This window comes from Archangium violaceum (genome assembly GCF_016887565.1).
GTDB classification, from domain to species: domain Bacteria; phylum Myxococcota; class Myxococcia; order Myxococcales; family Myxococcaceae; genus Archangium; species Archangium violaceum_B.
In genome coordinates, this window is record NZ_CP069396.1 from 5,402,121 (window position 1) to 5,414,267 (window position 12,147).

The window sequence follows — 12,147 nt, forward strand, 5'->3', positions numbered from 1 at the left end:
GCCACGCGGGCGTGGCCGGCAAGCACGGCAGAGGGCAGCGCATGACGGTTACCATGAAGAAGCAAGGCAGAAGGTTGGGCCCCTTCCAGCTCGGAAGACGGTGCAAGCACGCGGCGGCGGAGCTGGGCCACATCCACGAGGCGCGCAATGTCGAGACGGGCGCCTCGTCCCTGGTGATGATGCCCGGGCCACGCCGGGTCCCCAGGAAGAACTGGCAGGTGCGCATCTCCTTCCAGACCCGCCCCCCTTTCTTCGCGCTGGAGATGGAGCAGGCGCCGGCCTCGGGCTCGCTGGCGGAGCTGGCCAACCTGCTCACCCTGCTCCTCGCGGGGCTCGACGCCGTGAGGCGCAACGCCAGGACGCGCGCTCACCTCACCCGCGAGCCGACGTGTCCGTGGCTGAGGCGGCCTCAGGTAAAAGCACTGGCGGCCGCGGGCCTCGCCGTGCTCGCGCTGGGCGGGGGCTTCTGGTTGGGCACGGGAGCCCCATCGATGGATTCTCCCACTCCGCCACCGTCGACTCCGGGTCTCGGCGAGTGGGCCGATGCCGGGTTCCCGCCCTCTTTCCTGATCGACGGTGCCGAGCGGACCCCGACGGGTATCGCCTATCCGCTTCCCGACAAGCCTTTCGCGAGCCAGCTCAGGCCCCCCTGCCGCACCAAGGCAGACCATGTCGCGATCAACGGCGGCTGCTGGGTCGCTCTTGAACGCCGTCCGCCGTGCGATGAGGAGCAGGCCGAGCACCAAGGCAAGTGCTATCTCCCGGTGATGAAAGCACCACGACCGCCTCAATCCCTCTCACCGTGAGATTCAGCGGGACATGAGGCACGCGGTGCACTCACCTCGAGTCGAAGCCTGAACCCCTTCTCGAGGCGGCCCTGCTGCGCCTGGGCGTGGAGCCGCTCCTGGCGGTGAAGGTGCTCGGTGTCGTGTGCGGGCTCGTGCTGGTGGGCATCAGCATGGGGCTCGCCCGGGAGTTGAGCGGCTCGCGGGCGGCCGGGGTACTCGCGGGTCGCGGGGCTCCTCGTGGCGTTGCACACGGGCGTCGCGGTGCGAGCTTTGTAGGGGTTGTTAGGCTCACGCTAATCTCCCGCTGCATCTGCTCCTTGCGAAGCACCCTGAACCAGAGCCCCTTCCCTCCACGGTCGTTACCCGCTTCATCGGTAGTACGGGCCCTTCCGACTCCTGGCCGTCGCCACGCCCTCACGGCGTGTTCGGGTCGCTACCCCGCTCGGACCAGGTCTCCCGTGTTGCGCACTTCACCGTGTGCTCACATGTCGCGCCCCACTAACCCGCTGGTCAAGTGCACCTTCACGGCGCACGCACACTGAGGGCACATGAGGAACAGGGGACAAAGGAAAAGCCCAGCAATCCCTTGAGATTGCTGGGCCTTCCAGGTTGTCCCCGACGGGATTCGAACCCGTCGGGGCAGGCTACACGGGGGAGATTTCGCGGCGGCGGAAGGGGCGCTCGACCTTCTTGTTGGCTGTGCGCTTGAGAGCCCGGGCCAGCAGCCTCCGTGTGTCGCGCGGGTCCACCACGTCGTCCACCATGGCCATGGCCGCCGTGCGCTCGATGCGGATGTGCTGGCGCAGGCCGTCCGCCAGCTCCTTCTTCATGGCCTCGGCGGCCTCGGGGCTCTCCGCGCTCTGCAGCAGCTTGCGCGCCGCGATGGACACCATTCCCTCCGGGCCCATCACGCCAATCTCCGCCCCAGGCCACGCCACCAGCAGGTCCGGCTCGAAGGCCCGGCCGTTCATCACGTAGTAGCCCGCCCCGTAACCCTTGCGCACCACCACCGTGAGCTTGGGCACCGTGGCGCTCGCCACCGCGTACATCATCTTCGCCCCGTGCCGGATGATTCCCTGCTGCTCCACCTTCGTGCCCACCATGAAGCCCGGCACGTCCTGCAGGAACACCAGCGGGATGTTGAAGGCATCGCACAGGTTGATGAACCGCGCCGCCTTGTCCGACGCGTTCACGTCCAGGATTCCGCCCAGGTACATCGAGTTGTTCGCCACGATGCCCACCGGCCAGCCATCGATCCGCGCCAGCCCTGTAATGAGGTTGCGCGCGAACCTCGGCTTGAGCGGGAAGAACTTCCGGTCATCCACCAACGACAGGATGACCTTGTGCATGTCGAACGCCTGCCGCGGGCTCTCCGGCACCACCTTCAGCAGATCCTCGTCCCGCCGGTCGAACGGATCCGACGACTGCTTGCGCGGTGGCTTGTCCTCGCAGTGCGAGGGGAAGAAGGACAGGTACTCGCGGATCGCGGTGAGGCACGCCGCGTCGTCCGGGTACTCGGCATCCGCCACCCCGGAGAGCTCGTTGTGCACCTTCGAGCCTCCCAGCTCCTCCTCCGTCACCTTCTCGCCCACCACCGACTCCACCAGGTACGGGCCACCAATGGCGATGGAGCTCGTTCCCTTCACCATGGGCACGAAGTCCGCCAGCGCCGGGATGTAGGCCGTGCCCGCCGCTCCGGGGCCCACCATCGCCGCCACCTGCGGAATCACCCCGCTCATCACCACCTGCTCGCGGAAGAGGTACCCCGTGTCCGCGAAGCTCGCCAGGCGCCTCGGGTCCACCTCGCCTCCCGCCTCCAGACGCGCACCCGCCGAGTCCACCAGCCACACCATCGGAATCCGGTTCTTCAGCGCGATGTCTCTCAGCCTCGCCACCTTGCGCTCGCCCACCGTGCCGATGGAGCCGCCGAACACCGTGAAGTCGTAGATGGCCGCCGCCACCGGCCTGCCGTCGATCTCCCCCACGCCCGTGATGACCCCGTCCGCTGGCGAGGGCTTGCCCGGCTCCCCCTCCTCGGGAAGGTTGCCCTCCGCTCCGGCCAGCAGCCCCATCTCCTCGAAGGTGTTCTCGTCGAACAGCTGCTTCAGCCGCTCGCGGGCCGTCAGCTTCCCCTTCGCGTGCTGGCGCTCGATGCGCTCCGGCCCTCCCATCCCCTCGTTACGCCGGCGCTGCTCCTCCAGCTTCTCCACCCGATCCTTCATCTTCATGGTGTGGCCTCCCAGGAGAGTCGGGGCGATACCTTGCCAGAGCCCCGAGCACCCCCGGAAGGGTAGAGTGGCGCTGTGTCTCCCATCGCCCTTCGTGTCCTCTGCCTGACCCTCGGGCTCGTCCTCGCCAGCTGCTCCGAGCCCTCCACGGAGCTCCGGCGCTCCGCCCGCGTGGAAGGCAGTGTGGCGCCGTCGGGCCCCGCTCGGGGCAATGCCTACCTGTTCCTGTTCGCTCCCGGCGAAGCGCCTCCCGAGCAGCGCGGGGAGCCCAGGTACGTGACCGCCGTCCCCGAGGTGCGCCTCGCGGCCGGGGATGCGCGCTTCCGGTTCTCCGAGGTGGGCCCCGACGTGTACCGGTTGTGGGGCTTCCTCGATGCCAATGGTGACGCGGACCTGACCGTCGATGTGCTCGCTCAGCCAGGGGCGGGCGATTGGGTCCCCGAGTCCTCCGTCGAGCTGAACGTGCAGCCCGGGCAGGTGCTGGCGGCGGACCTCGCGCTGCCGCGCCGGGTGCTGCGTCCGCTTCCCGCGTTCCAGGTGGTGGAGCAGGGGGAGGGGAGCGTGCTGACCCTGACGGACTCGGCCACGGCGATCACCTCATTCTCCGTGAAGAGCGAGGGCTTCGGGTTGCTGCGCGGAGAGGCGCCCCGGTTCTTCGTCCGGCTCGCGGACTCCAATGGGGATGGGACTCCGGATGACGTGAACGGGGATGGGGTGTTCGACCTGTGGCCCCAGTTCTTCCTGCGCTTCGTGCCCCGGCCCGGGCAGACCGTGCCGCTCGACAGTCAGGGGCGGCCCGCGCAGGTCCTCGTGCCGCTGCTGCCCAATCCGGCCCCGTTCCTCGGCGGCCTGCAAGGCGACCCGAGCCGGGAGATCGCCGCCGACCTGCTGCAACTCTTCGTCATCCCGCTCGCCCAGGCCGTCACCGACGAGCCCGGGCGGGGCAGGGTGGTGACCACGCTCGGGGCCATCCCCGTTGGCGAGTACGAGCTGTGGTGCGTGAACGACGAGGGGGGCTCCTGGTTCGTTCCCAATGACCTGGGACGGCGGACCGTGGAGCCCGTGTCGAGTCAGGCGCTGCGGTTCCGCGTGGTTCACGCCGACGCCGCGGATGCCGGAGCGGGCTCGCGGTAGGGCGAGCGAGAAGGGGAGCCGCGAGGGCTCGCGGTGGGTGACTTCAGCCGTGCATGCGGCCTGAGCCCTGGCAAGTCGCCTGCCCGGTGGTCGACAGTGCGACTGCCCCTCTGTCGCAGCGACGTGTCGGGCACAGCCGCGCCGCGGGCGCCCCTCGTTCCGCGGTGAGGGGGCGTACTCGCCAAGACGCCCGGCCTCGGGGCGACCTCGACCGCGTGGCGCGCGGCCGACCAGGCGCGGCGCCGCCCATGCTTGCCGTGGACGGCGTGCGCACGATGTGTCGGGTAGCGCTCAATCCCTACGCGCCTGCATACCGCAAAGGACGCCAATGCTAGCACTCACGTACGAAGGACCGTGGCGGGTGTCGGTCAAGGAGAAGCCGGACCCGCGCATCGAGCACCCCCAGGACGGCATCGTCCGGGTGGAGACCGCGGCCATCTGCGGTTCGGACTTCCACATCATGCACGGCCTGATCCCCGACACCCGCGTCGGCTCCACGTTCGGCCACGAGTTCGTGGGCATCGTGGAGGAGGTGGGCCGGGACGTCACGGGCGTGAAGCCGGGCGACCGGGTGGCGCTGCCGTTCCAGATCTTCTGCGGCAGCTGCTACTACTGCCAGCGCGGCCTGACGTCGTGCTGCCTGAACACCAACCCCGGCACGGACGCGGCGGCTGGCATGTACGGCTACTCGCACACCATGGGCGGCTACGACGGCGGCCAGGCCCAGTACGTGCGCGTGCCCTTCATCGGCGTGGACGCGGAGCACGTGCCCGAGGACGTCTCGAGCCTGGACGCGCTGCCTCTCACCGACGCCTTCCCGACTGGCTACCAGGCCGCCGAGATGTGCAACATCCGCGGCGGGGAGACGGTGCTCGTGCTCGGCTGCGGGCCGGTGGGCCTCTTCGCCATGTGGTCGCTCTGGGCCATGGGCGCCGGCCGCGTCATCGCGGTGGACCACTACGACTACAAGCTCGAGTTCGCGCGCCGGTGGCTGGGCGTCGAGACGCTCAACTTCCGTGACGTGGACCTCGTCACGACCGTCAAGGGCATGACCGAGGACCTCGGTGCGGACGCGACCATCGACGCGGTGGGCGCCGAGGCCGCCGGCAGCCCCATGCACCGCGCACTCGGGATCTATGCGAAGCTCGAGGCGGGCAGCCCGCAGGCGCTCAATACCGCCATCCACGCCACGAAGAAGGGCGGCACCATCTCCGTCATCGGCGCGTATGGCCCGCCGTTCACCGGCGTGGACATCGGCACGTACATGAACAAGGCGCAGACCATGCGCACGGGCCAGGCGAGCGTGAAGCGCTACATGCCGCTGCTCTTCGAGCACATCCGGGCCGGCCGCATCCGCCCCTCCGACGTGCTCACGCACCGTGGCCCGCTGGAGAAGGCCCCGGAGTTCTATCACACGATGGCCCAGAAGAAGGACGGGTGCATCAAGTGCGCCCTCTTCCCCAACGGCCCCAGCATCCACTAGCCCGGAGACGACCCACATGGAAACGACGAACACTCCGCGTGAGTCCCAGGTGCGGGCTCCCCGCATCGACACGACCCATGCCCCACGGGAGCCCAAGTTGAGCAGCGTCGAGGACATCCAGCGGCACTCCGGCTACAAGGCCGTGCAGGCCCCGCAGCGCCCGGCCTACTGGGGCGTGGACCGTGAGCTGTCGCGCCGCCCCGGCGTGCCGATGATGCGGCCGCCGGAGCCCTGGCCCAATGCGCGCCTGGACATCGAGCCCATGGACCCCGCGCGCTCGGCCGTGTTCAAGCACGGCCGTCCCAACCGGGAGTGGCCGCCCGTCTTCGGCACCACCTGCCCTCCCAAGGGGCTGTCGGGCCTCATCCGCAAGTGGGCCTCGAGCCTCCCCGACCACAAGCCCCAGTACTGGCTGCTGAAGCTGCTGGGCGACCGCGTGGACAGCGCCGAGCACCGCCTCAAGAAGCTCGCGCCCGTGGCCCTGCCGCTCGCCGCCGCGGGGCTGCTGGGCCGCTTGTACCTGCGCGACAAGCGCAGCGGCCCGAGGCGCGGCCGCGTGCGCAGCACCCTGCACCTGCGCACCGCGTACGGGCACTGAGCCTCGGGAGGTCGCAACGTTGAGCGCAGCACATCCGTGGCGGGAAGCCTCTTTATTCGAGGCTTACCCGTCTATCAGGATGAACCCATGTCCGAGCAACGCGAGTGGAAGGTCGGAGACACCACGCTTCGTTTCGAGCCGCCTGACCTCGTCTGGGTGCACACCCGTGGCCATGCAACCCTGGAGGACGCCATCCGCATGTTGGCCATCTACCGGGAGCTGGGCGAGCAACAACCCCTCTTCATCGTGGCGGACCTGAGCCAGGCCACCAAACTCGATCCCGAGGGCGGGCGCTATCTCAGCGAGCACGCTCGATCGGAGTGGATCCAGGGCTGCATCTACATCGGAGCACGGCTGCTGCACAGAGCCATCTCCAAGGGGATTGCCCTCGCGGCGCACCTGTCCGGACGCGCGGACGAAAGCGCGCTGACCCGGGTTCACTTCGTCTCCTCGGAAGCCCAGGCGCGCGACCTCATCCCCCAGCTGCGCGCGAAGCGCCTCGGGAAGGCGGCCTAGTCGTCACCGGGAGAGTCGGCGGACCCAGTCGAAGTACGTGGCGCGCGGGTCCTCCAGCGGATGGCGGAACAGGGCCCGGAGGTCCGCCTTGTCCACCTGATCCCCGTCGAAGCCCCGGTACAGCGCGTCTCCGAGCAGGTACCCCAGCGCGTGGCTGACGCCGTGGAAGAGCCGGTCCTTGCGCAGGGGCAGCAGCTTCACCGCCTCGTCGGGCACCTCCACCTCCGCCGCCTTGTGCGCCAGCACGAACGCGGCGATCTGCCGCTCCACGCCTCGTGCCTGGGCGAAGCGCAGCGCCCACTCGCCCGGGCCCAGGCAGCTGCGCCGCGGGTTCACCAGCTTCGAGCCGAAGAACCCCAGCGCCTCCTCCAGGCACCGCGCGTAGAACGCGTCCGAGGCCCGCCTCGGTGCCTCCATCGCGTCTCCCACCGCGCAGTGCCGCACGAAGTGCGCCGCCTCCTCGGCCGCGTGGTTCAGCGACAGCGAGGCCAGGTACGCCGTCCGCGCCCGGGGGATGTAGCAGCTCTCCCGCGACAGGATGTGCCGCCGCAGCTGCAGCAGCTCGCCCTGCGTGAAGCGGCCCCGCTGCTGGATGCGCACCAGCGCGTCCTCGTCCGCCGCCGTCACCACCTCCACCTCGTCCAGCGCCCGGCCCACCGGCACTCCCGCCAGCCGGCCGATGAGGCTCGCCATCTCCCGGAAGCGCTCCGCCGCGCTCCGCTCCCGCAGCGGCGAGTCCCCGGACTCCGCCTCCAGGTAGTCCAGGAAGCTCTGCTGGCACACCACCGGTGAGGCGTTCAGCAGGCACAGCGAGCCGTCCGGCAGCTCCACCGCCTGCGCCGCGCCCGCCTTGCCCTCGCGCGCCAGCCGCCAGTACACGCCCTCGGCGTTCTGGTACACCACGAGCCCGCGCAGCCCGTGTCCCTCGCCCAGCGCCCGCTCCACCTGCGCCGGAAGGTGACAGGGCGCCACGTGGTACTGGCCCACCAGCACCATCACCCGCGGCCGATCCTCCGCCCGCACCGCCCGGGCGATCCGCTCCGCCGCGTACGCGTCCCGCAGCTCCAGGGAGCGCTCGCCCTGGGCCCTCCGGTCGATGCCCACCACCTGCAGCCGATAACGCTTCGCGTAAGCCAGCAGCGAGCGCAGACCCGACCAGGCTCCGTTCCCCTGGCCCACGCCATGGCCCAGGCGGGCGAGCAGCGAGCGCTCCGCGAGACGACCCGCGAGGTATGCCTCCACCGCCGCCTGGTGCCGGCCCTCCACGCACTCGAGCGCGAGCACCACCCGGCGGCCCGCCTCGCGTACGCCCTCGACGAGCTCCAGGTACGTCTCCTGCGCCAGCGGCAGCGTGTGGTAGTCGCCCACGTACACCACGTCCGAGGCCTGTACCTGCTGGGACACCGTCGAGGCGGTCAGCACCCGCCGGTACTCGGAGGTGCGCCGGCGATAGCGGGCCTCATAGGCCCGGAAGGCCACCGACTGCCCCTCGATGGCCCGGGCGATCTGGGCCTTCTGGCGGCGGAACAGGGCGAGGTGGAGAGCGAGCGACGCGCGCATGGACGATCACAACTCGCACGCGCCCGCCACCCCGGCAAAAATTCGGCGGCCGGGCCCACCCCCCTTCCTTGACGTGCCGATCCCCTCGGAGGAGCATCCAGGTTACCCGTGAAGTCCGCACTCCCGAGCCCCCCCACCGTCCTCTTCGCGCTGGTGCTCCTCGCGGCGCTGCCCGTGTCCGCCCAGGAGCAGGCGTCCCTGCTCCATACCGCGCCCGCCCAGGCGGAGCCCGGGGCGACGCTGGTGGTCGACGGCGTGCTCACCGGGACCCAGCGCATCCAGCGCGTCGTCATCCGCTACCGCGGCCCCGGCGAGCCCTACTCGGAGGCGCCCATGGAGCTGCAGTACGGCGACCTCTACCGGGGCGTCATCCCCGGAGGGAACGTCGTGCCGCCCGGCGTCGAGTACTACATGGAGGGCTACACCCCCGACGGCGACCGCGTGCCTCTCTTCAAGAGCGCCACCCGCCCGGTCCGCGTCATCGTCGTGGGGCAGGTGCCCTCCACGCGAACCCCGCTCTCCACGTCCCGGCCCGCTCCGGAGCCGGCTCCCTCGCCGCGTGCCACCGCCTCGGCCGCGCCGGCCCGGACCTCCGAGCCGGAGCCCGTCGCCCGCAGGCCCGAGCCCGCCCGGAAGGGCGCGTCGGCCTCGAAGGGGGAGTCGGCGCCGAAGACCGCCGAGCCGGCGCCGAAGGCCGAGTCCCGGCCCGAGCCCACCCGGAAGACCGGGTCCTCCGATGACGCCATGGCGGCCCTGTCCGCCGACCTGCCTCCGGACACGGAGAGCGCCTCCTCGCGCCCGGCCCTCGCACGGGCCCCCCGGCCAGCCGAGCCCACCGAGCCCCCGCCCGAGCGCTCGGCGCTGGAGGAGGACCTGGCCCTCTACACGGCCGAGGACACCCTGGCGCTCGCCACCCGTCACGAGGAGAAGGTGAAGAAGGTGCCCGCCATCGGCGCCTCCTTCGGGCGCGAGCAGATCCGTGCCCTTGGAGCGCGCACGGTGGCGGACGTGCTGGACGTGGTGCCCGGCCTCACCATCAGCCGCGACGTACAGGGCTTCCACCGCGTCGCCATCCGCGGCCTTCGCAATGACGCCGAGGTGCTCTTCCTCCTCAATGGCCAGCGCCTCAACAGCTTCTTCGATGGCAAGGCGCTGATGAACCTGCCGGTGGAGAACCTCGAGCGCATCGAGGTCATCCGCGGGCCCGGCTCGGCGCTGTACGGCGCTGGCGCCTTCCTCGCGGTGGTGAACCTCGTCACCCAGCGCACCGAGGGCTTCCTCGCGGCCGTCTCCGGTGGAGGTTTCCCCGCGCTCGACGACCGGCTGGCCACCACCTTCGATGGCCATGCCTCCGGGGCTCACTCCTTCGGCCGCTTCAAGCTCTTTGGCGACGCGGACGTCTGGTTCCAGGAGGGGGACTCGGTCCCCATCGAGACGGACGCGCTCGACGCGGAGACGCTCGCCCAGAAGATGCGCGAGCCGTTGGATCCCGTCGGCTACACCCAGGACAAGCGCTTCCTGCTCAACCTGGGCCTGGGGTTCGGTCTCGACGTGACGCCCAAGGGGCACCTCAACGTCTCCGCGCGGATGATCTCCGAGGATCGCGACGCCCTGATGGGCCTCTTCGACACCGCGGGCCCGGGCTCGCGCCTGGGGTGGCAGGTGTTCCTCGGCGACGTCACCTACGAGCACGAGCTGAACGATCAGGTGCGGCTGCGCGCGCGCCTCTACGGGGACCAGCAGCAGACGGATCGGCTCTTCCACATCGGCCCGAACGACTTCCGCACCGGCCCCGACGACAACCAGCTCTTCCCCGAGGGCATGCAGGAGCAGACCCGCGTCACCGTGCGCTCCATCGGCGCCAGCGTGGACTCGGACATCTCGCTCTTCGAGGGCAACCGCCTCTCGGTGGGCGCCGTGGGCGAGCTGCAGATGCTGGGCGCCTACAGCTACGAGACGAACTACACGCTCGACAGCCGGCGCCGGGCCGAGCTCACCACGCCCGAGGGCCTGGTGGACATCCTGAACCTCGCGGGGGGCGCGGCCGCGCGGCGCCTGTCGCTAGGCGCCTTCGCGCAGGACCAGTGGACGGTGGTGGAGCCGCTCACGCTCACCCTCGGCGTGCGGGTGGACGCCACCCAGCTGCCCACCGTCAATGCCTCCAACGTCATCACCGGCACCCACCTGGTGCCCACCATCAACCCGCGCGTGGGGCTCGTCTTCTCCGCCACGGACTCGCTCGTCCTCAAGCTGCTCTACGGCCGCGCCTTCCGTCCGCCCACGCTCCAGGAGCTGGTGGAGACCATCCCGGACACGGACTACAACCAGGGCCGCTTCGAGGGGAACCCGGCCCTTCAGCCCGCCGTGGTGAACACGCTCGAGGCCGGCGCGGACCTCGTCCAGGCCGCGGGTGATGCGCGCGTGCGCCTGCGCGCCAACGCCTTCTTCGAGAGCTTCTCCGACCCCATCATGGCCGTGGACACCTCGGGCAACATCGTCCCGGTGCGCAACCGCGAGCTGGGCGTGCTCGTCTACGGCCTGGAGGGCGAGGCCCGGCTGGAGGCCTCCAAGCGCGCCAACGCGTGGGTGAACGCCAGCCTCTTCCGCGCCGAGGACAAGGAGCTGCCCACCAACCACCAGTACCTCACCGACATCCCCCAGGCGCGCTTCAACGCGGGCGTGTCCATGCCCATCGGTGACTTCATCAACTTCGATCTCGTGGTGCGCGCTGGCGCCGAGCGGCGCAACAACACCCGCTCCGTGCTGGAGCTCATCCGCCGCTACAAGATTCCCGCCTACAGCCTCATCACCGCGCAGCTGCGCACCGAGCCCATCGGCGACCACTTCGAGCTGGCCGTGGTGGTGCACAACGTCTTCGACTCCGACCTGCGCGACGACGTCCCCCGGCCGGACCGCATGTCCGGCCTGCTGCCACGCGAGGGCGTCTCCGCCTTCCTCACCCTGAGGGCCCGCAACTGATGTCCCGCACGCTCACCGCCGCCATCCTCGCCGTGGCCCTCGCGCCGGGTCTCGGCTGCATCCAGTTCAACGACCAGTGCCAGCCGCTGGTGGACGATCCGAACTCCGTCGTCGGCTACCTGGCCCAGGACGTCCTGCTCGACAAGCCCTTCACCCGCCACGACAACAACGCGCTGGGCCAGCTCGCCGCGGACGCCTTCCTCCACGCGGAGGACGGCTCCAAGGCGCCCGCCGAGCTCGGCATCGTCAACGGGGGCTCGCTGCGCGCCGAGGGCCTGTGCGTCACCCGCACCTCCGTGCCCAAGGGCCCGCTGAAGAACGGCCTGCTGCACGAGATCCTCCTCTTCGAGAACGCCGTCATCACGGTGGACCTCACCGAGCAGCAGCTGGTGGACATGTTCGAGCACTCGGTGGAGGCGCTGTCCCCGGAGGGCCAGCCCATCGTCTCGCCGTCCGGCGCCTTCCTGCACGTGTCCGAGGGCACCACGGTGCGCGTGGACTGCTCGCGGCCCAAGGGCCAGCGCGTGGTGGCGCTCAAGGTCAAGGACCGCACGGTGCCGCTGCCGCCGCGCGCGGATGCTTCCATCCGCTACCGCGTGGCCATGGCCGAGTTCCTCCTGGGAGGAGGGGACGGTTACGGCGCCATCTTCAAGGACGCGGGCAAGGACCTGTCACGCAACCCCGTCACGGCGAGCGCGACGGATGGCAAGGCCACGGACGCCAACCTCACCGAGGCCTATCTGCGGAAGAACCACGCCACGGACAAACAGCCTCTGGCGGAGGCTGAGCGTATCGTCTTCGTCGACTGCGCCCGGCCGGGCGGGCCCGGGGTGCAGTAGGCCGGCGGCGCGTGGCGCGCAC

The 12,147-nt window shown here is 70.4% G+C and carries 9 protein-coding genes; 7 read left to right on the forward strand and 2 right to left on the reverse strand.

The window, feature by feature from the left end; all coding sequences use genetic code 11:
• The first annotated feature begins 53 nt into the window (after positions 1-53).
• Positions 54-806: a hypothetical protein gene (locus JRI60_RS22110; protein ID WP_204227816.1), complete on the forward strand. Its 753-nt coding sequence runs from the start codon at positions 54-56 to the stop codon at positions 804-806.
• A 626-nt stretch (positions 807-1,432) separates the two neighbouring features.
• Here JRI60_RS22110 and JRI60_RS22115 read toward each other — a convergent pair.
• Entirely contained in the window at positions 1,433-3,016 is a 1,584-nt protein-coding gene (locus JRI60_RS22115; protein ID WP_204227817.1) for an acyl-CoA carboxylase subunit beta, read from the reverse strand.
• 75 nt (positions 3,017-3,091) lie between these two features.
• Here JRI60_RS22115 and JRI60_RS22120 point away from each other — a divergent pair, with 75 nt between their 5' ends.
• The 4 genes from JRI60_RS22120 to JRI60_RS22135 all read left to right on the forward strand — a co-directional run bounded on the left by JRI60_RS22120 (position 3,092) and on the right by JRI60_RS22135 (position 6,747).
• Positions 3,092-4,150, forward strand: a complete 1,059-nt coding sequence (locus tag JRI60_RS22120; protein WP_204227818.1) for a hypothetical protein — start codon at positions 3,092-3,094, stop codon at positions 4,148-4,150.
• Between the two features lie 328 nt (positions 4,151-4,478).
• On the forward strand, positions 4,479-5,633 hold the full coding sequence (locus tag JRI60_RS22125; RefSeq protein WP_204227819.1) for a zinc-dependent alcohol dehydrogenase: 1,155 nt from the start codon (positions 4,479-4,481) through the stop codon (positions 5,631-5,633).
• A gap of 16 nt (positions 5,634-5,649) precedes the next feature.
• Positions 5,650-6,231, forward strand: coding sequence for a hypothetical protein (locus JRI60_RS22130; protein ID WP_204227820.1), 582 nt, complete (start codon positions 5,650-5,652; stop codon positions 6,229-6,231).
• Between the two features lie 87 nt (positions 6,232-6,318).
• Positions 6,319-6,747, forward strand: a complete 429-nt coding sequence (locus tag JRI60_RS22135; protein ID WP_204227821.1) for a hypothetical protein — start codon at positions 6,319-6,321, stop codon at positions 6,745-6,747.
• 3 nt (positions 6,748-6,750) lie between these two features.
• On the opposite strand, the gene JRI60_RS22140 is transcribed toward JRI60_RS22135, so the two are convergent.
• Entirely contained in the window at positions 6,751-8,307 is a 1,557-nt protein-coding gene (locus JRI60_RS22140; RefSeq protein ID WP_204227822.1) for a ChaN family lipoprotein, read from the reverse strand.
• Between the two features lie 108 nt (positions 8,308-8,415).
• Here JRI60_RS22140 and JRI60_RS22145 point away from each other — a divergent pair, with 108 nt between their 5' ends.
• On the forward strand, positions 8,416-11,286 hold the full coding sequence (locus JRI60_RS22145; protein ID WP_204227823.1) for a TonB-dependent receptor domain-containing protein: 2,871 nt from the start codon (positions 8,416-8,418) through the stop codon (positions 11,284-11,286).
• Positions 11,286-12,125, forward strand: a complete 840-nt coding sequence (locus JRI60_RS22150) for a 5'-nucleotidase C-terminal domain-containing protein (protein WP_204227824.1) — start codon at positions 11,286-11,288, stop codon at positions 12,123-12,125. The genes JRI60_RS22145 and JRI60_RS22150 overlap by 1 nt, the downstream gene beginning before the upstream one ends.
• Positions 12,126-12,147: the final 22 nt, after the last annotated feature.

Coding starts and splice junctions, on each gene's coding strand:
- JRI60_RS22110 (WP_204227816.1), top strand. CDS start 54: ATGAAGAAGCAAGGCAGAAGGTTGGGCCCCTTCCAGCTCGGAAGACGG.
- JRI60_RS22135 (WP_204227821.1), top strand. CDS start 6,319: ATGTCCGAGCAACGCGAGTGGAAGGTCGGAGACACCACGCTTCGTTTC.
- JRI60_RS22140 (WP_204227822.1), bottom strand. CDS start 8,307: ATGCGCGCGTCGCTCGCTCTCCACCTCGCCCTGTTCCGCCGCCAGAAG.
- JRI60_RS22115 (WP_204227817.1), bottom strand. CDS start 3,016: ATGAAGATGAAGGATCGGGTGGAGAAGCTGGAGGAGCAGCGCCGGCGT.
- JRI60_RS22130 (WP_204227820.1), top strand. CDS start 5,650: ATGGAAACGACGAACACTCCGCGTGAGTCCCAGGTGCGGGCTCCCCGC.
- JRI60_RS22125 (WP_204227819.1), top strand. CDS start 4,479: ATGCTAGCACTCACGTACGAAGGACCGTGGCGGGTGTCGGTCAAGGAG.
- JRI60_RS22150 (WP_204227824.1), top strand. CDS start 11,286: ATGTCCCGCACGCTCACCGCCGCCATCCTCGCCGTGGCCCTCGCGCCG.